Annotated in this window: 15 protein-coding genes and 1 tRNA gene; 10 read left to right on the top strand and 6 right to left on the bottom strand. The window is 65.9% G+C overall.

Annotated elements, in window-relative coordinates; translation table 11 throughout:
- Nucleotides 1-201: 201 nt before the first annotated feature.
- Nucleotides 202-1,299, bottom strand: coding sequence for an Mrp/NBP35 family ATP-binding protein (locus AC13C7_RS11940; protein ID WP_482867614.1), 1,098 nt, complete (start codon nt 1,297-1,299; stop codon nt 202-204).
- Between the two features lie 282 nt (nt 1,300-1,581).
- On the opposite strand from AC13C7_RS11940, the gene AC13C7_RS11935 reads away from it, so the two are divergent.
- A complete protein-coding gene (locus AC13C7_RS11935) occupies nt 1,582-1,803 on the top strand; it encodes a DUF1127 domain-containing protein (RefSeq protein WP_172321378.1) in 222 nt (73 codons plus the stop codon).
- 345 nt (nt 1,804-2,148) lie between these two features.
- Here AC13C7_RS11935 and AC13C7_RS11930 read toward each other — a convergent pair whose 3' ends face one another.
- The gene (locus AC13C7_RS11930; protein WP_482867613.1) at nt 2,149-2,601 is read right to left on the bottom strand and encodes an Lrp/AsnC family transcriptional regulator; all 453 of its coding nucleotides are present in this window, start codon (nt 2,599-2,601) and stop codon (nt 2,149-2,151) included.
- A gap of 72 nt (nt 2,602-2,673) precedes the next feature.
- Here AC13C7_RS11930 and AC13C7_RS11925 point away from each other — a divergent pair, with 72 nt between their 5' ends.
- Entirely contained in the window at nt 2,674-3,270 is a 597-nt protein-coding gene (locus AC13C7_RS11925) for a LysE family translocator (protein ID WP_446118712.1), read from the top strand.
- Here the strand turns inward: AC13C7_RS11925 and AC13C7_RS11920 are convergent.
- Both AC13C7_RS11920 and AC13C7_RS11915 read right to left on the bottom strand, forming a co-directional pair.
- Complete coding sequence (locus AC13C7_RS11920) at nt 3,248-4,705, bottom strand: tetratricopeptide repeat protein (RefSeq protein WP_482867612.1); 1,458 nt, start codon at nt 4,703-4,705, stop codon at nt 3,248-3,250. The two genes, AC13C7_RS11925 and AC13C7_RS11920, sit on opposite strands and share 23 nt — an antisense overlap.
- Nucleotides 4,706-4,749: 44 nt before the next feature.
- Complete coding sequence (locus tag AC13C7_RS11915; protein WP_172321382.1) at nt 4,750-7,155, bottom strand: ATP-dependent helicase; 2,406 nt, start codon at nt 7,153-7,155, stop codon at nt 4,750-4,752.
- Nucleotides 7,156-7,358: 203 nt separating this feature from the next.
- On the opposite strand from AC13C7_RS11915, the gene AC13C7_RS11910 reads away from it, so the two are divergent.
- From AC13C7_RS11910 to AC13C7_RS11890, 5 genes are all read left to right on the top strand, one after another.
- Complete coding sequence (locus AC13C7_RS11910; protein ID WP_482867611.1) at nt 7,359-8,504, top strand: alpha-hydroxy acid oxidase; 1,146 nt, start codon at nt 7,359-7,361, stop codon at nt 8,502-8,504.
- A 200-nt stretch (nt 8,505-8,704) separates the two neighbouring features.
- Nucleotides 8,705-12,142 carry a pyruvate carboxylase gene (locus tag AC13C7_RS11905; RefSeq protein WP_482867610.1) on the top strand — a complete coding sequence of 1,146 codons (3,438 nt, stop codon included), beginning with the start codon at nt 8,705-8,707 and terminating at the stop codon, nt 12,140-12,142.
- A gap of 83 nt (nt 12,143-12,225) precedes the next feature.
- The gene (locus AC13C7_RS11900) at nt 12,226-13,020 is read left to right on the top strand and encodes a metallophosphoesterase (RefSeq protein WP_482867609.1); all 795 of its coding nucleotides are present in this window, start codon (nt 12,226-12,228) and stop codon (nt 13,018-13,020) included.
- A gap of 15 nt (nt 13,021-13,035) precedes the next feature.
- Nucleotides 13,036-13,416: an MAPEG family protein gene (locus AC13C7_RS11895; RefSeq protein ID WP_482867608.1), complete on the top strand. Its 381-nt coding sequence runs from the start codon at nt 13,036-13,038 to the stop codon at nt 13,414-13,416.
- Nucleotides 13,417-13,438: 22 nt separating this feature from the next.
- Nucleotides 13,439-14,173: a TerC family protein gene (locus tag AC13C7_RS11890; protein WP_482867607.1), complete on the top strand. Its 735-nt coding sequence runs from the start codon at nt 13,439-13,441 to the stop codon at nt 14,171-14,173.
- Here the strand turns inward: AC13C7_RS11890 and AC13C7_RS11885 are convergent.
- Entirely contained in the window at nt 14,149-15,075 is a 927-nt protein-coding gene (locus AC13C7_RS11885; protein WP_482867606.1) for a ketopantoate reductase family protein, read from the bottom strand. The genes AC13C7_RS11890 and AC13C7_RS11885 overlap by 25 nt on opposite strands.
- Before the next feature lie 105 nt (nt 15,076-15,180).
- Here AC13C7_RS11885 and AC13C7_RS11880 point away from each other — a divergent pair.
- Nucleotides 15,181-15,255: transfer RNA gene (locus AC13C7_RS11880), tRNA-Gly, on the top strand.
- A gap of 72 nt (nt 15,256-15,327) precedes the next feature.
- On the opposite strand, the gene AC13C7_RS11875 is transcribed toward AC13C7_RS11880, so the two are convergent.
- The gene (locus AC13C7_RS11875) at nt 15,328-16,161 is read right to left on the bottom strand and encodes a tetratricopeptide repeat protein (RefSeq protein WP_482867605.1); all 834 of its coding nucleotides are present in this window, start codon (nt 16,159-16,161) and stop codon (nt 15,328-15,330) included.
- 212 nt (nt 16,162-16,373) lie between these two features.
- On the opposite strand from AC13C7_RS11875, the gene hisB reads away from it, so the two are divergent.
- Nucleotides 16,374-16,961 carry an imidazoleglycerol-phosphate dehydratase HisB gene (gene hisB, locus AC13C7_RS11870; RefSeq protein WP_482867604.1) on the top strand — a complete coding sequence of 196 codons (588 nt, stop codon included), beginning with the start codon at nt 16,374-16,376 and terminating at the stop codon, nt 16,959-16,961.
- A gap of 3 nt (nt 16,962-16,964) precedes the next feature.
- On the top strand, nt 16,965-17,603 hold the full coding sequence (hisH, locus tag AC13C7_RS11865; RefSeq protein ID WP_482867603.1) for an imidazole glycerol phosphate synthase subunit HisH: 639 nt from the start codon (nt 16,965-16,967) through the stop codon (nt 17,601-17,603).
- Nucleotides 17,604-17,775: the final 172 nt, after the last annotated feature.

Below are 17,775 nucleotides of genomic sequence, written 5' to 3'. Positions count from 1 at the left end.
GTCAGGCGGGTCCGAAAATCAGCATATAGGGGCGATTTCGACCGGGACCGGCGCACAGGTAGCGGAAGGAAGTCACTTACCACACAACATCTAGTTGTGATCTTCCCGCCACAGGGGGTGGGATTTTTTTCCTTCCGACACGAAAAAACCCCCGATGCGGCGGGCACCGGGGGCGAAACCGTCGGGAATCGAGCGTGGTGATCAGGCCATGCCGCCCTCGACCAGGCGCGCGGCCAGCGTCGCATAGGCATCGGCCATCGGCCCCGTGCCTGCCGCGACCGGCGTGCCGCTGTCGCCGGCGACCCGCGTCTCCAGCGAAATGGGCAGCGCGCCCAGGAACGGCACGTCCAGCCGCGCGGCCTCGGCCCGCACGCCACCCTCGCCGAAGATATGCGCCTCATGCCCGCAATTCTCGCAGACATAGCCCGACATGTTCTCGATCAGCCCCAGGATCGGCGTCTTGAGGGTCTGGAACATGTCGATCGCCTTGCGCGCATCCAGCAGCGCCACGTCCTGCGGGGTGGACACGATGATCGCGCCCGTCACCTCGGATTTCTGGCACAGGGTCATGGCGACATCGCCGGTGCCGGGCGGCAGATCGACGATGAGGACATCCAGATCGCCCCACGCCACCTGGGTCATCATCTGTTGCAACGCCCCCATCAGCATCGGCCCGCGCCAGACCACGGCCTTTTCCTCGGGCAGCATCAGGCCAAGCGACATCATGGTGACGCCATGGTTGTGCAAGGGCAGGATGGTCTTGCCATCGGGCGAGGCCGGGCGCTTGGAAACCCCCATCATGCGCGGCTGCGACGGTCCGTATATATCGGCATCCAGCAGCCCCACCCGGCGCCCCTGACGCGCCAGCGCCACGGCAAGGTTCGAGGAGACGGTGGATTTGCCCACCCCCCCCTTGCCAGAGCCCACGGCCAGGATGCGCTGCACGCTGGCCGGTTTCATGGAGCCCTGCTGCGGCTTGGCATGGCCCCCGATCTTCAGGCTCGGCGGCTCGCCCCTGGGCGCGGCGGGCGCCGCGGGTGCGGCGGGTTTGCCCGAATGCGCGGTCAGGGCGACGGTCACGCCGGTCACGCCCTCCAGCCCCTTGACCAGCGCCTCGGCGGCATCGCGCACCGCGCCAAGGCGCTGCGCCTCCTCTGCGTTCGGGGCCTCGATCACGAAGGAGACCTTGCCATCCGTCACGCTCAACGCCCGGATCAGGTCGCGGTCGGTCAGGGCCGTGCCGTCGGGCAGGGTCAACCGTGAAAGCGCCGCAAGAATGGTGTCGCGTGTCGGTGTCATGTCTCTTGATCCTTGTCCCGATGATCTGCCGTCCCCCGCGAGATAGGACAGATCGGCCCCGGTTGCACCCCTTTGCCCATATCCTGGGCGCTTTGCCCGGATCCGAGGCGCTTTACGTCCACGTTATGCAATTGCTGCATGGCAGCATTGCCGAGACGGGCGTTGTGCAATCGCAGCATTCGCTTATCTTCAGTCTCAACGAACGACCCCAAGGGCAGCGACGCGCCGCAGAATGATAGCGCATCCACCGATGCCCGCAGATGACGCCAAGAGGTAATGACAATGGCACATGCAATTCACTCCAAAGGGACCGCCCTTTCCTTCCCCGCCCGCCTGGGCGAGATCTTCAGCCAGTTCCGCGCAAGCTTTGCCGCGTGGCGCACCTATCGCCGCACGCTGAACGAGCTGAGCAGCCTCAGCAAGCGTGAGCTGGACGACCTGGGCCTCGATCGCAGCGAGATCGCCCGCGTCGCCATGGACGCCGCCTACGGGCGCGATTTCTGAACCGGAGACGACATTCCTGCCGGATCCCCTCCTCCCAATCTGGATCCGACGGGTTTCGCGGCGGTGCCACCTCCTCCCCCGGCACCGCCGCACATAACAAGCCGACCCTGACAGAGGGGCCAAGGCTTTTGCGACCCTCTCCTCCTCCCCTGAGGGTCCGCAAAACGCGCGGCGGCATCCCCCCTCCTCCTCCCTGGGGGTGCCGCCGCGTCACAGTGTAGTGGGTCTGGTACGTGCCTTCGTTCGTGCCGCCCGATCCCCGGCGACCGCCCGCTCCTCCCCTGGGTTGGTCGCAAGGGCAAATGGCGGTGTCACCCCTCCTCCCTTGGGTGACACCGCCTTTTTTTATGCGCGTTCGTCCTTGGGCGAGGCCATCACGACATGGGTGGAGATGGTCGAAAGCTGCGGCAGCGCCCCCAGGACATCTGTGTGAAACGCCTTGTAGGAGGCGAGATCCGCCGCCTCGACCCTGAGCAGGTATTCCACGTTGCCGGTGATGTTGTGGCATTCGCGCACTTCGGGGGCGCGCGCGACGGCCCTCTCGAATGCCTCTTGCGCCGCCTTGGTGTGTTCCTTCAGCCCGACGCTGAGATAGGCGATGAAGCCCACGCCCAGTCTGGCCGGGTCCAGCACCGCCCGGTAGCCTGCGATCACCCCCGCCGCCTCCAGCGCCTGCACCCGGCGCAGGCAGGCCGAGGGCGACAGCGACACCTTTTCGGCTAGGTCCAGGTTGCTGATCCGCCCGTCGCGTGAAAGCACGCGCAATATCTGCCGGTCTTTTTCATCCAGTTTCGTCATTTGTTGCAAAGAATGGCAGGAACCGCGTGTGTTTGCAATTTCATTGCGCCGGTCGCCGCCTAGGATTGCGTCATGACACAGGAACTTCTCTTCGGTCTCGTCGGCTTTGCCTTCGCCCTGTCGATCACGCCGGGGCCCAACAACCTGATGCTGATGGCATCGGGCGCGAATTTCGGCCTTCTGCGCACGCTGCCGCATATGTTGGGCATCTCGCTTGGCCATGGTTTCATGGTTTTCCTGATGGGTCTTGGCCTGGTGCGACTGTTCGAAAGCTACCCGAACCTCCGCCTTGCCCTGACCGTGCTGTGCAGCGCCTACCTCCTGTGGCTGGCCTGGAAGATCGCCAATGCCGCCCCGCCCCCTGAGTCGGATATCGAGGGCACGCCGCTGACCTTCCTTCAGGCGGCCGCCTTCCAATGGGTCAACCCCAAGGCGATCTACATGGCGATCACCGCGCAGACCTACTACGCGCCCCAGGGCGGCGGATGGATCGGCGCGGCCCTGGTGGCGGGGGTCTTCTCGATGACGAACCTGCCCTCGGTCAGTGTCTGGGCCTGGCTCGGGGTGCAGATGAAGCGCATTCTGGGCACGGGACGGCTCTTGCGGGCCTTCAACATCACCATGGCGCTGCTTCTGGTGGCGACGCTCATTCCGCTTCTGCAGGGGTAGGGTCCACGATCTCCAGCGCGAGGTGATAGACGTATTCGCCCTCCGCGGTCAGACGCCGCGCAAGCCAGGTGTTCAGATCGGGGCTGAACCAGAAGACGGATGCGTAGGGCACCTCATTGGTGACACCCAGAATGGTGAAACTGCCCTGCATGGAGAACGCGATCCGGTAGGTCTGGTATATCCCCATGGGCACATGGATCGGTTCCGCCGTCACCGACAGGGTCCAGTCGAAGGGGCCGAGATCGGCGAAATCGACACCCGGCACGCAGCCCAGGACCGAGAACTGGAACCCCCGGCCCCGGCTGCAATCGACAACGAAGGCGCCGCTGCCCTCGGCGCGGTTTCCGGCCCGCAACGGCCAGGCATCGGCGGGGCTGCCCACGTCGAATCGCGGCTCGATGATCGGGCCGTCGGGGCCGGCGGCCTGCACCATCAGCGGAAACATCCCGCGATAGCGCGGCGCGGGAGGGGCCGGAGGGTCGGAGGCGTCAAGCTCCTCCTCGACCACCGCATGCGGCATCAGGAAATCCTCGCCCGCCACCTCGTGCCAGATGCGCACGATCGCGGCATTGGTCGGGCGGGGCCGCGCGTTGCCGGTGAACCAGCCGACAAGGTCGTTGATCGCGGCCTCCATCTCGTCGGTCGTGTCGACATCCGCCCGGATCGCAAGGTAACGGATCTGGCGGTCCTCGGGCGGTGGCATCCACGCCACCGGCGGCATCTCCTGCGCCTCGACCCCCGCGACATAATCGCCAAGCCAGGTCTCTAACACGGTCTCGTTGGGGTCGAGCGTATAGGCCATGCGCGCATGATAGGCCGCCTCATCCGCCAGCCCGGCATCGCGCAGGGTGCGGAAGGCGGTGACATGGGTCCAGATGCTGAACGGCCTGAGCCGCGACAACTGGCGATAGGCCCGCCCCGCCTCTGCCATGTTGCCAAGCCGTTCATGCGCCTGGCCAAGCTCGCTCCAGACCGGCTCGTAATTCGGGGCGATCGCCGCCGCGCGCTCCAGCGTCTCCACGCTGTCCTGATACCGACCGGTCTGGTTCAGCAACCATCCCAGGCGGTATCGCGGCCAGGACCGGTCGGGCTGCACGGTGATCAGGTGGCGCAGATCGGCCTCGGCCTCGTCCCATCGTTCCAGATTTCCCAATGCAACGCTGCGCCGCCCAAGCGCGTAGGCGCTGTCGGGGTCGAGCGTCAGCGCCTGATCGTAATAGGAAACCGCCTCCGCGTCCCGGTCGTTCGCCTCATAGGCGCGCCCCAGATCGGTCAGCGCCTCGACCCTGTCCTCGGCCGAGTCCAGCAGCCGCTCGCAGGCCGCGACACGCGCCTCAAACCCCGCGCTGCCACTGCCGCAGAGCGCAGCGTCGTCGGCCAGGGCCGGGGTGACCGCCAGGGCCAATGCAAGTGCCGGGATCAGATGTCGCATCATGCGGGCAGTCTACCACGGCCCGCGACCTGCACAAAATCACAGACTCAGAACGGCACGTCATCCGCCGCATCCGCCGCCACCAGGAACCGGCCCACGACATGCTTGATGCCCGCCTTGTCGAAGGCGATCTCCAGCTTGTCGCCCTCGACCCCTTCGACCCGGCCATAGCCGAATTTCCGGTGAAACACGCGCGCGCCGATCTCGAAGGCGGACACCGCCTCGGCATCAATGACGAAATTCTTCGCCTCGCGCGGCTGGCTCAGGCCCCGCGCGCCCTGGTTGGCCTGCATCCGTTTCCAGCCCGGCGAATTGTAGACATCGGCGCGGCTGGCCTTCTCGTGCATGCCCGAGCCGCCGAACTCTCGCGCGCCGCCACCCTGATGCCCGTAAAGCCCCGGCGGCGTCAGCACCTCGACGTGATCCTCGGGCAATTCGTCGATGAAGCGCGAGGGCAGCTGGTTCTGCCATTGCCCGTAGACCCGGCGGTTGCCCGCGAAAGAGATCGTGCAGACCGCCTCGGCCCGCGTGATGCCGACATAGGCCAGGCGGCGTTCCTCCTCCAACCCCTTCATGCCCTCTTCGTCCATCGCGCGCTGGCTGGGGAACAACCCATCTTCCCATCCCGGCAGAAACACGGCGGGAAATTCCAGCCCCTTGGCGGCATGCAGCGTCATCAAGGTCACTTTCGGCTCATCGGCGTCCGATTCGTTGTCCATGATGAGGGAGACATGCTCCAGGAACCCTTGCAGGTTCTCGAACCCTTCCAGCGCCTTGACCAGTTCCTTGAGGTTCTCCAGCCGCCCCGGCGCTTCCGGGGTCTTGTCGTTCTGCCACATCGTGGTGTAGCCGCTTTCGTCCAGGATGATCTCGGCCAGTTCGACATGGCTGATCCGGCCCGCGGGCGCGTCCTCCTCGATCAGATCGCTATCGGGCCCCACGGCGCGCATCGGCCCTTGCAGCATCGCGCGCCAGCGGTCGATGCCGGCCACGAAGCGCGCCAGTTCCGTGGCCCCCTTGCCGGTCAGCCCCTTGGCGGCCAACAGCACCCGCGCGCCTTCCAGAAGCGAGACGCCATTCGCCCGCGCGGCACCTTGTATCTTCTGCTGCGCCTTCTCGCCGAGCCCGCGTTTCGGCGTGTTGACGATGCGTTCAAAGGCCAGATCGTCCTCGGGGCTGATCACGAGGCGGAAATAGGCCATCGCGTCGCGGATCTCCATGCGTTCATAGAAACGCGGGCCGCCGATGACGCGATAGGGCAGACCGATGGTCAGGAACCGATCCTCGAAGGCGCGCATCTGGTGGCTGGCGCGCACCAGGATGGCGATGTCATCGAGGCTGAGCGGGGCCATGCCACGGGTGCCGCCCTGCATCGATTCGATCTCGTCGCCGATCCAGCGCGCCTCCTCGTCGCCGTCCCAATGGCCGATCAGGCGGACCTTCTCGCCGCCCTCGGCCTCGGTCCAGAGTGTCTTGCCCAATCGGCCCTTGTTGCCCTCGATCACGCCCGCGGCGGCGGCCAGGATGTGCTCGGTCGAGCGGTAGTTCTGCTCCAGCCGGATCACCTTGGCGCCCGGAAAATCCTTGTCGAAGCGCAGGATGTTGCCGACCTCGGCGCCGCGCCAGCCATAGATCGACTGGTCGTCATCGCCGACGCAGCAGATATTCCTGTGCCCCTGCGCCAGCAGCCGCAGCCAGAGATATTGCGCCACGTTGGTATCCTGGTACTCGTCCACGAGGATGTAGCGAAACCAGGTCTGGTATTGCTTGAGGATGTCGGGATGGGCCTGGAAGATGGTCACGACGTGAAGCAGCAGGTCGCCGAAATCGGTGGCGTTCAGCTCGCGCAACCGGCGCTGATAGGCGGCGTAGAGCTCGACCGCGCGGTCGTTGAAGGCCCCGGTCTCGGCGGCGGGGACGTTTTCGGGCGTCCAGGCGCGGTTCTTCCACTTGTCGATCACCGCGGCCAGCGCGCGGGCGGGCCAGCGTTTCTCGTCCATCCCATCGGCGATGATGAGCTGTTTCAGCAGGCGGACCTGATCATCGGTGTCCAGAATCGTGAAGTTCGATTTCAGCCCCGCCAGTTCCGCATGGCGGCGCAAGAGCTTGACGCAGATCGCGTGGAACGTGCCGAGCCAGGGCATCCCCTCGACCGGCTGGTTCAGCAGCCTGGACACCCGCAGCTTCATCTCGCGCGCGGCCTTGTTGGTGAAGGTCACGGCGAGGATTTCATTCGGGCGCGCCGCGTTCGTCGACAGCAGATGCGCGATGCGCGCGGTCAGCGCCCGCGTCTTGCCGGTGCCGGCACCCGCCAGCATCAGGACGGGGCCATCCAGCGTCTCCACCGCCTCGCGCTGCGGCGCGTTGAGGCCATCGAGATAGGGCTGCGGACGCGCCGCCATCGCGCGTTGCGACAGCGAGGAATAGGCGGTTTCATCGTCGAAGATATCCATGCGCGCGAGCCTAGCGCAGGGCGGGGGTGAATTAAAGCTCTGTTCACAGTCTGTTCTATTTCTTTTCCACTATGCGCCGGTTGCGAGTTCGGGAGCCTCCGGCGGAGGTATTTCAGGCAAAATGAAAGAGGGGGCGCGCGTTAACCTTGATGGGCGGTTAACGGGGCTGGACAGTGCCGGTGCGGCGGGGTTCTGTGACCGGAATGGAATTGAACAGCCGATATCCCGGTCTTTGCGACCTCAAGGCGCGCGCGAAGGCGCGCATTCCACATTTCGTCTGGGAGTATCTGGACAGCGGCACCGGCGTCGAGGCGACTCAAAGGCGCAATCGGCGGATGCTGGACGCGGTGCTGTTCCAGCCCGCGATCCTCGAGGGCGAAGGGGCGGCCGATCTGTCCTGTTCGCTGATGGGGCGGGACTATCCGGTGCCCTTCGGCATCGCGCCGCTTGGCATGTCGGGGCTGATCTGGCCCAAGGCGGAGAAATTGCTGGCCGCCCATGCCGGAACGGTCGGGATTCCCTATGGGCTGTCCACCGTGGCGACAGAGGTGCCCGAAGAGGTCGGGCCGGTGGCGGGTGGTCAGGGCTGGTTCCAGCTCTATCCGCCGCGCGATCCGGGGATACGAGCCGATATGCTGGCGCGGGCAAGGAGTGCCGGGTTCGAGGTGCTGGTGCTGACCTGCGACGTGCCCATCGCCTCGCGCCGGGAACGCCAGACGCGCGGCGGGCTGGTGCAGCCGCCCCGCCTGACGCCGCGCCTTCTGGCGCAGGTGGCGCGCTGTCCGGTCTGGGCGGCGGGCATGCTGCGCGGCGGGTTGCCGCATATGAAGTTCCTCGACAAATACAGCCAGGCCACCGGTCCCCTGCCCTCGACCGCGCATATCGGATACCTGCTGCGCACCGCGCCGGATTGGGCATACCTGGAGACCCTGCGCAAGGAATGGGCGGGCAAGCTGGTGATCAAAGGCGTGATGGACCCGGCCCCGGTGGCGCGTCTGGAGGCGATGGGGGTCGATGCGCTCTGGGTCTCGAATCATGCCGGACGGCAGTTTGACGGCGCGCCCGCCAGCATCGAGGCGCTGCCCGCGATCCGCGCCGCAACCACCCTGCCGGTGATCTTCGACAGCGGCATCGAGGGCGGGCTGGACATCCTGCGCGCCCTCGCTTTGGGGGCCGATTTCGTGATGATGGGGCGGGCCTGGCACTATGCGCTTGGCGCGCTCGGGGCGGCGGGGACCGCGCATCTGCACGCGATGCTGGTCGCCGATATGGCGTCTTGCATGGGGCAGATCGGGGCGCGGGATCTGAGCGGGCTGGCGGCGCGGCTGTTGCGGCCCGGTCAGGCGTGACGGGTGCCGCGCGTCGATGCGCAGGCGCGATGCGTCGCTTCCTGATATGGCCGCGTCCGGAACCCCTATACCCTGCGCGTCGACACGCACCGCGCGACGGGCTATGTTACCGCTAACGCCGCATCGCAACGCAAACAGCTTGGCAGCGCAGAATTTTGCGCCTAGCCTGCGCGGCACAGAAGAACAGGGGGACCGAACCAATGGCCGAGTTTCAGAAGATCCTGATTGCCAATCGCGGCGAGATCGCCATTCGCATCATGCGCGCGGCCAACGAGATGGGCAAACGCACCGTCGCGGTCTATGCCGATGAGGACAAGCTGTCGCTGCACCGGTTCAAGGCGGACGAGGCCTACAGGATCGGCGAGGGGCTCGGCCCCGTCGCGGCCTATCTCAGCATCGAGGAGGTCATCCGCGTCGCCAAGATGTGCGGCGCCGATGCGATCCATCCGGGCTATGGCCTCTTGTCGGAAAACCCCGATTTCGTCGATGCCTGCGACGCGGCGGGGATCCGGTTCATCGGCCCCCGCGCCGAGACCATGCGCGCGCTTGGCGACAAGGCCAGCGCGCGGCAGGTGGCGATCGCGGCGGGCGTGCCGGTGATCCCGGCAACGGGGGTTCTGGGCGAGGACATGAAGAAGGTCCGGAAGGAGGCCGACGAGATCGGCTACCCCCTCATGCTCAAGGCCTCCTGGGGCGGCGGCGGCAGGGGCATGCGCCCCATCCAGAGCGCCGATGAGCTGGAGGAGAAGGTCCGTGAAGGCCGGCGCGAGGCCGAGGCCGCCTTTGGCAATGGCGAAGGCTATCTCGAGAAGATGATCCAGCGCGCGCGCCATGTCGAGGTGCAGATCCTCGGCGATACGCAGGGCCATATCTATCACCTCTACGAACGCGACTGTTCGGTCCAGCGGCGCAACCAGAAGGTCGTGGAACGCGCGCCCGCGCCCTATCTGTCAGAGGCGCAGCGCGAGGAGATCTGCCTGCTTGGCAAGAAGATCTGCGAGCATGTGAATTACGAATGCGCGGGCACGGTCGAGTTCCTGATGGATATGGAAACCGGCAAGTTCTATTTCATCGAGGTCAACCCGCGCGTGCAGGTCGAACATACCGTGACCGAGGAAGTCACCGGCATCGACATCGTGCGCGCGCAGATCCTGATCGCGGAGGGCAAATCCCTGGTCGAGGCGACGGGCGTGGCCAGCCAGTATGACGTCAAGCTGGACGGGCACGCGGTGCAATGCCGGATCACGACCGAAGACCCGATGAACAATTTCATCCCCGATTACGGCCGCATCACCGCCTATCGCGTCGCGACGGGCCATGGCATCCGCCTGGATGGCGGCACCGCCTATTCGGGCGCGGTGATCACGCGGTATTACGACTCGCTGTTGGAAAAGGTCACGGCATGGGCGCCCACGCCCGAGGCCGCGATTGCGCGCATCGACCGGGCGCTGCGGGAGTTCCGCATCCGTGGCGTCTCGACCAATATCGCCTTTGTCGAGAACCTGCTGAAGCACCCGACCTTCCTCAACTACCAGTATCATACCAAGTTCATCGACGAAACGCCGGAGCTGTTCGAGTTCAAGGCGCGGCGCGACCGGGCAACCCGCATCCTGACCTATATCGCCGATATCACCGTCAACGGGCATCCCGAGACGCAGGGCCGCGCGCAGCCGAAATCCGATCTCAAACCGCCCCGCGCGCCCGCGCCCCGGGCCGATCCCGCCCCCGGCACACGGCAACTCCTGGAGGAGAAGGGCCCGCAGGCGGTGGCCGACTGGCTGGCGGCGCAAAAGCCGGTGCTCATTACCGACACGACCATGCGCGACGGGCATCAGTCGCTCCTGGCGACCCGGATGCGGTCCATCGACATGATCCGTGCGACGCCCGCCTATGCCGCCAACCTGCCCCAGCTTTTCAGCGTCGAATGCTGGGGGGGCGCGACCTTCGACGTGGCCTATCGGTTCTTGCAGGAATGTCCCTGGCAACGGCTGCGCGACATCCGCGCGGCGCTGCCCAACGTGATGACGCAAATGTTGCTGAGGGGCTCGAACGGGGTCGGATATACCAACTACCCCGACAACGTGGTGCAGAGCTTCGTGGCACAGGCGGCGGAAACCGGCGTCGATGTCTTCCGCGTTTTCGACAGCCTGAACTGGGTCGAGAACATGCGCGTGGCGATGGATGCCGTTTGCGAGTCGGGCAAGATCTGCGAAGGCACGATCTGCTACACCGGCGATATCCTAAATGCCGAGCGGTCCAAATATGACCTGAAGTACTACGTCGCCATGGGGCAGGAGCTGAAGGCGGCCGGCGCGCATATCCTGGGGCTCAAGGACATGGCCGGTTTGCTGAAACCCGCCGCCGCCCGCGTGCTGATCAAGGCGCTCAAGGATGAGGTCGGGCTGCCGGTCCATTTCCACACCCATGACACGGCGGGCATTGCCTGCGCCACGATCCTTGCCGCGTCGGATGCGGGCGTCGATGCGGTCGATTGCGCGATGGACAGTTTCAGCGGCAATACCAGCCAGGCGACGCTTGGCACCGTGGTCGAGGCGCTGAAACATACCGACCGCGATACCGGGCTGGACATTGGCGCGATCCGTGAAATCTCGGATTATTTCGAGGCCGTGCGCGGGCAATATACGGCCTTCGAGAGCGGCCTTCAGGCCCCGGCCTCCGAGGTCTACCTGCACGAGATGCCGGGCGGCCAGTTCACCAACCTCAAGGCGCAGGCGCGCAGCCTGGGGCTGGAGGAGCGCTGGCACGAAGTGGCGCAGATGTATTCGGACGTGAACCGGATGTTCGGCGATATCGTCAAGGTGACGCCCTCCTCCAAGGTGGTGGGTGACATGGCGCTGATGATGGTCAGCCAGGGCCTCAGCCGCGCCGATGTGGAAGACCCGAAAACCGAGGTCGCTTTTCCCGACAGCGTCATCGACATGATGCGCGGCAATCTCGGCCAGCCGCCTGGTGGCTTCCCCGACGCCATCGTCAGGAAGGTTCTCAAGGACGAGAAACCCAACTTGGAGCGGCCCGGCAAGCACCTGGCCCCGGTCGACCTGGAAGCCACGCGGAAAGAGGTCGAGGAGAAGCTCGGCCATGCCATGGATAACGAGGATCTGAACGGATACCTGATGTATCCCAAGGTCTTCACCGATTACGCCGCCCGCCACGAGGATTACGGCCCCGTGCGCACCCTGCCCACGCTGACCTTCTTCTACGGGATGGAACCGGGCGACGAGATCGAGGCCGAGATCGACCCCGGTGTCAGCCTGGTGATCCAGTTGCAGGCCGTGGGCGAGACCAACGAGGATGGCGAGGCCAAGGTGTTCTTTGAACTCAACGGCCAGCCCCGCGTGATCCGGGTGCCCGACCGCAAGGTGCAGGCAAGTGCCGCCAAACGCGCCAAGGCCGAGCTTGGCAACCCCAACCATATCGGCGCGCCGATGCCGGGGGTTGTTGCGACTGTCGCAGTCAAACCGGGGCAAAGCCTCAAGGCGGGCGATCTCCTCTTGACTATCGAGGCCATGAAGATGGAGACAGGCATCCACGCCGACCGCGATGCGGTGGTGGTGGCGGTCCATGTCAGCCCCGGCGGACAGATCGACGCAAAGGACTTGCTGGTGGAGCTGGAATAGCGGCTTGGGCCTTTTTCAAGCGTTGACCCCGCCGCCATCCGTCTTTCAGGGTGGCGGGACCTGCGTGAAAGGCCCCTGCCCCGATGTCCAAGCTCCTGATCATGACCGACCTGCACCTGACGGTCCCGCCCGCGACGATCATCGGGCTCGATCCCGGCGCAAGGCTGGCGCAGGGGCTGGCCCATGCCGCGCAGCATCACGCGGACGCTGACCGGCTGATCCTGATGGGCGACCTCACCCATCACGGCAAGCCCGCGCAATATGCCCGCCTGCGCCCCCTGCTGGAGGGGCTGCCCTGGCCCGTATCCCTGATGATCGGCAACCATGACGACCGGCGCAAATTCCGCGCGGCCTTCCCCGAGGCGCCGGACGCGGGCGGCTTCGTTCAGGGCATCACCGACCTGCCCGATATCCGGCTGATCACGCTGGACACGGTGGACCCCAAGGCCCGCCCGCGCCATTCCGGCCGCCTCTGCCCCGCGCGCATGGCCTGGCTGACGCACGCGCTGGACACCGCACCCGATCACGGCGCGCTGGTCTTCATGCATCACCCGCCGGTCGAGACCGGCTTCACCGGCATGGACGCCATCGGCCTGACCAACCGGGACGAGGTGCAAAGCCTGCTGGCCGCCCACCCCAGCCTGCGCCATGTCTTTGCCGGTCACCTCCACCGCACCATCAGCGCCAGCATGGGCCGCGTGCCGGTCGCGATATTCAAGAGCCCCTGCCACCAGATGCCGATGTGCCTGGGCGATCCCGATCACGCGCTTTCGGTGGATGAACCCGGCGCCTATGGTATCGTCCTCGTCACCCCCCGCGACGTGATCGTGCATAGCGAGGATTTCACCCTGCCCGCGCAAATCGCGCAGAGCCACTGACCGAAAGGACGTCCCATGGTGACCGCGCTCTATGCCGGGCTCATCGCCCTTCTCTACCTCTTCCTCAGCTACAACGTGGTGCTGGCCCGGCGCAGTCAGCGCGTCTCGGTCGGGGATGGCGGTGACAAGCTGGTGCGCAAGCGGATGCGCACCCATGCCAATTGCGCCGAATACGCGCCCATCGGCCTTATCCTGTTGATGCTGGTCGAGATGCAGGGGATGCCGCTTTGGCTGGTGCATGTCTTCGGGCTGATCTTGCTGGCGGGCCGCCTTGCCCATGCCTATGGCTTCGGCTCCACTCCGCAGATCGTGCCGCTGCGCAAGCTGGGGATGTATCTGACCCTTCTGATGATTATCTGCACCGCCGTGGTCAATATCGGCTACGCGATCCTCTGATCCACCTGCCCGGAGCGCCTTCATGCTTGAGCTTCTCGCCGATCCCGCCGTTTGGGCGTCTTTCCTGACCCTCGTGGTGCTGGAGATCGTCTTGGGCGTTGACAACGTCATCTTCATCTCCATCGCCGCCGCCCGCCTGCCCGAGGATCAACGTGCCCGCGCCCGGATGCTCGGGCTGACCGGGGCGCTGGTCATGCGTATCCTGCTGCTGCTCTCCATCGCCTGGATCATGGGGTTGAGCGCGCCGATCATGACCGTCCTGGGCCAGGAGGTCAGCTGGCGCGACATCATCCTGATCGCGGGTGGCCTCTTCCTGCTCTACAAGGCCGCCACCGAGATCTTCGAAGAGGTGGAGGGCCGGCATGAGGGCGCCGTCGCCTCCGCCGCCAGGGCCGGGTTCTTTATCGTGGTCAGCCAGATCATGCTGCTTGACCTGGTGTTTTCCCTCGACAGCGTGATCACCGCCGTGGGCATCGCCGACCATATCGAGGTGATGATCGCCGCTGTCTCCATCGCCATCTTGGTGATGATGGTCGCCGCCAAGCCCATTGCCGCCTTCGTCGAGGCGCACCCATCGACCAAGATGCTGGCGCTGGCCTTCCTTGTCATGGTCGGCATGGCGCTGGTCGCCGACGGCTTCCAGGTCCATATCGAGCGCGGTTTCATCTATGCCGCGATGGTCTTTGCGGGCGCGGTCGAGGCGCTGAACCTGTGGCGGGCGAAACGGCGCGCTCAGGCGGGCGGGCCGGCCGCGTAAGGGGCCAGCAGACGGGCAAATGTGGCGTGGATCGGGGTGGCAACGCCGTGTTTGGCCCCAAGCCGCACCACATCGCCCGAGAGATACGCGGTCTCGATGGGTTTGCCCCGGTTGAGGTCATCCAGCATCGAGGCATGGGTGGTCGGGGGCAGTTTTTCCGACAGCAACCCCCAAGCGGTATCGGCCAGACCCTGCGGCAGGTCGGGCAGCACCGCGCGGCCCACGGCCTCGGTCTCGGCCATCGACTCGCGGATCAACCCGGCACTTTCCGCGCTTTCCCTGAGCGGCCCGATATCCAGCCGCGTCAGCGCGGTGACCGAGGCGAAACTGGCCTGCATGACGAATTTCGCCCAGAGGTCGTGGCGGATGTTCCCGGGCTGCTGCACCATGCAGCCGGCCTCTTCCAAGGCCGCCGCGAACGCATCGCAACGCGGCGATTGCCCGCCATCCGCCTCGCCGAAGCTGAGCATGTCGAAGGGCGCGGAATGGCGGATCACGCCGGGGGCTTCGATATCGCCCGGCAGGCGCGCGACGCCGGGCACGACATGGGGCTTGCCGATGATCCCCGCCAAGCGGTCCGGCGCGCTGACGCCGTTCTGGCAGGTCACCACCATCGTCTCCTCGCGCAGCGTCGGTTCGAGCGAGGCCGCCGCCGCCTCCAGATCGCCGTTCTTGACAGTGAAGAGGATCACATCGGCCTGCCCCGCGGCACCCACATCCCCAACCGCGCGCAGCCCCGGCAGATGCAGGTCGCCCTTGGGGCTGTGAAGGCGCAACCCGTGCTCCTGCAGCGCCGCCAGATGCGCGCCGCGCGCCACCAGCGTCACCTCATGCCCCGCCGCCGCAAGCCGCGCCCCGAAATAGCCGCCCATGGCCCCGGCCCCCATTACTGTGATCTGCATGTCCCTGCTCCCTTGCGCTGTGTGCTGCCTCGAAAAAACCCCGAGGAGCCGCATATTTCCCCTTGCAGCCCCGCGCGCCCCTGACTAAATACCGGCCTCAAGGACGCGGGCGTAGCTCAGGGGTAGAGCATAACCTTGCCAAGGTTAGGGTCGTGAGTTCGAATCTCATCGCCCGCTCCAATTCGACCGATACCCACGGTTGACCGCCAAGAGGCCGCCCCGAACCGGGCGGCCATTGTCGTTTGCGGGGCCTCACTCGGCGCGCAGTTCCGCAAGCCGTTCGGCGGCCTGGGAGTGGCCAAGCTCCTCGGCGCGTTCGAACCACAGGATCGCCAGGTCGGTATCCTGCAGCACGCCATCGCCATCACGCACGATGATCCCCATGTTATAGGCCGAGGTGGCGTCGCCCAGGTTGGCCGCTTCGGCCCAGATCTGGGCGGCGCGGGCCTTGTCCTGTTCATGGCCGCGACCGTGGAAATAGCCAAGCCCGACCAGGCGCATTCCGATGGCATTGCCCTGGTCGGCGGCCAGTTGCGCGAGGCGCATCGCCTCGGCGTCATCGACCTCCACCCCCTCGCCGTTCCAATAGGCCCATGCGAGGTTTGACTGCGCCTCGGCCAAGCCTTGCGCGGCGGCCTGGCGGTAAAGCTCATTCGCGCGGGCGTAATCCTGCTCGACCCCGTTGCCGAAATAGTAGCGATTCCCGAGGTTGTTCTGCGCCACCGCATCGCCCGCCTCGGCATCGGCCATCAACTGGTCAAGCTCGCTGAAGCCGCCGATCTCCCGCCCGTCAACGGTGACGGAAAACCCGGCGGTGCCGTCCACCACAACGGTCGATTCCGCGGTCACGGCATAGGTCTCGCCGTCGATGATGACGCTGTTCGACGTGATGATGACGGTATGCTCGTTCAGCACCGCCTCGATCCCCCGCGCGGTCTGGCGCGAACTGATCGAGCCGCTGCCGGTGATGGTCACGGCCAGATCGCCATAGGTCGAGGTCATGACGGATTGCGCCACGGCGGGCGGGGCAAACAGCGTCAGCGCGGCGGCAAGGGCCAGGGCAAGGGGCAAAGAGGGTCTGGTCATTGGAAATCTCCTGTTGAGGCACCGCGCCGCGCGCGCAAGGGGTCCAATCGACCGTGGCGGCACTGGATCTGGCGATGGAATCACCTAATGGTCCTCAAGGATAGGCCGGGTTCGGGGTTTCACCAAATCGCATCGGCGCGAGAGGGGCATTGATGGCTTTTCCCCTGCCCGCCCGCGCCCTATAAGGCGGGCAAACAACCAGCGGAGCCGCCATGCGCAGTGCCACCATCAGCCGCAAGACCGCCGAGACCGAGATCAGCGCCACCATCGCGCTGGACGGGACCGGGGCCTATGACAACCAGACCGGGGTGGGGTTCTTCGACCACATGCTGGACCAGCTCTCGCGCCATTCCCTCATCGACATGACAGTGCGCTGCGACGGCGATCTGCATATCGACGACCACCACAGCGTCGAGGATGTCGGCATCGCGCTTGGCCAGGCGCTGGCAGAGGCGCTCGGCGATAAGCGCGGCATCCGGCGCTATGGCGAATGCCACCTTGCCATGGACGATGCGCAGGTCCGCACCGCGCTGGACCTTTCGGGGCGGCCCTACCTGGTCTGGAATGTCGATATGCCGACCGCGAAGATCGGCACATTCGACACCGAGCTGGTGCGCGAGTTCTTCCAGGCGCTCTCGACCCATGGCGGCATCACCCTGCATGTCGATCGCTTGCACGGCTTCAACAGCCACCACATCGCCGAGGCCGCCTTCAAATCCGTGGCCCGCGCGCTGCGCATGGCGGTGGAGCCCGACCCGCGCAAATCCGACGCGATCCCGTCGACCAAGGGCCGCCTCTAGCCCATGACAACGGTTCTCGTCGATTACGACAGCGGCAATCTGCATTCCGCTGAAAAGGCGTTCCAGCGCATGGCGGCCGAGGGCGGGCATGGTCCCGTTCAGGTGACCTCTGACCCCGACACGGTGGCGCGCGCCTCGCGCATCGTGCTGCCCGGTGACGGCGCGTTTCCCGCCTGCCGCCGGGGCCTTGCCGCGATGGACGGGCTGGAGGAGGCGATCCGTGAAGGGGTGGAGACGCGCGGCGTGCCCTTCCTGGGCATCTGCGTCGGCATGCAGATGCTGACCACATGGGGCCGCGAATACGAGGATGTGGCGGGCTTCGACTGGATCCCCGGCGAGGTCTCGCGGATCACGCCGGATGACCCCGCGCTGAAGGTGCCGCATATGGGCTGGAACGACCTGGTTCTGGACGGCGCGCACCCGGTTCTGGAGGGCGTCACAACCGGCGATCACGCCTATTTCGTGCATTCCTACGCGATGCAGGTCGCAGACCCGGCGCATTTGCTGGCGCATGTCGCCTATGGCGGGCCGGTCACCGCCATCGTGGCGCAGGGCAACGTGGTGGGAATGCAGTTCCACCCGGAAAAGAGCCAGGGCGCGGGCCTGCGCATGATCGGCAATTTCCTCGGCTGGCGTCCCTGACGTTTCGAATGGCCTGCGGCCATCCGACCGGGTGCGAGGGGGCTGTCTGCCCCCTCGCGCTCCCCCGGGCAAGTGTGTTGTTCAGGTTGGCTGGTATGGCCTGTTTTCGCGGATCATGGCATTTAGAATGATGAGCAGTTTGCGCGTGACAGCGATGATGGCCTGTTTTGGA

It is taken from the genome of Alterinioella sp. B-7, from assembly GCF_056857775.1.
This window is presented reverse-complemented; position numbering and strand designations above follow the sequence as displayed.

Excerpts from the sequence above, each read along its gene's own strand:
- AC13C7_RS11940 (WP_482867614.1), bottom strand. The coding sequence starts at position 1,299 with ATGACACCGACACGCGACACCATTCTTGCGGCGCTTTCACGGTTGACC.
- AC13C7_RS11935 (WP_172321378.1), top strand. The coding sequence starts at position 1,582 with ATGGCACATGCAATTCACTCCAAAGGGACCGCCCTTTCCTTCCCCGCC.
- AC13C7_RS11930 (WP_482867613.1), bottom strand. The coding sequence starts at position 2,601 with ATGACGAAACTGGATGAAAAAGACCGGCAGATATTGCGCGTGCTTTCA.
- AC13C7_RS11925 (WP_446118712.1), top strand. The coding sequence starts at position 2,674 with ATGACACAGGAACTTCTCTTCGGTCTCGTCGGCTTTGCCTTCGCCCTG.
- AC13C7_RS11920 (WP_482867612.1), bottom strand. The coding sequence starts at position 4,705 with ATGATGCGACATCTGATCCCGGCACTTGCATTGGCCCTGGCGGTCACC.
- AC13C7_RS11915 (WP_172321382.1), bottom strand. The coding sequence starts at position 7,155 with ATGGATATCTTCGACGATGAAACCGCCTATTCCTCGCTGTCGCAACGC.
- AC13C7_RS11910 (WP_482867611.1), top strand. The coding sequence starts at position 7,359 with ATGGAATTGAACAGCCGATATCCCGGTCTTTGCGACCTCAAGGCGCGC.
- AC13C7_RS11905 (WP_482867610.1), top strand. The coding sequence starts at position 8,705 with ATGGCCGAGTTTCAGAAGATCCTGATTGCCAATCGCGGCGAGATCGCC.
- AC13C7_RS11900 (WP_482867609.1), top strand. The coding sequence starts at position 12,226 with ATGTCCAAGCTCCTGATCATGACCGACCTGCACCTGACGGTCCCGCCC.
- AC13C7_RS11895 (WP_482867608.1), top strand. The coding sequence starts at position 13,036 with ATGGTGACCGCGCTCTATGCCGGGCTCATCGCCCTTCTCTACCTCTTC.
- AC13C7_RS11890 (WP_482867607.1), top strand. The coding sequence starts at position 13,439 with ATGCTTGAGCTTCTCGCCGATCCCGCCGTTTGGGCGTCTTTCCTGACC.
- AC13C7_RS11885 (WP_482867606.1), bottom strand. The coding sequence starts at position 15,075 with ATGCAGATCACAGTAATGGGGGCCGGGGCCATGGGCGGCTATTTCGGG.
- AC13C7_RS11875 (WP_482867605.1), bottom strand. The coding sequence starts at position 16,161 with ATGACCAGACCCTCTTTGCCCCTTGCCCTGGCCCTTGCCGCCGCGCTG.
- hisB (WP_482867604.1), top strand. The coding sequence starts at position 16,374 with ATGCGCAGTGCCACCATCAGCCGCAAGACCGCCGAGACCGAGATCAGC.
- hisH (WP_482867603.1), top strand. The coding sequence starts at position 16,965 with ATGACAACGGTTCTCGTCGATTACGACAGCGGCAATCTGCATTCCGCT.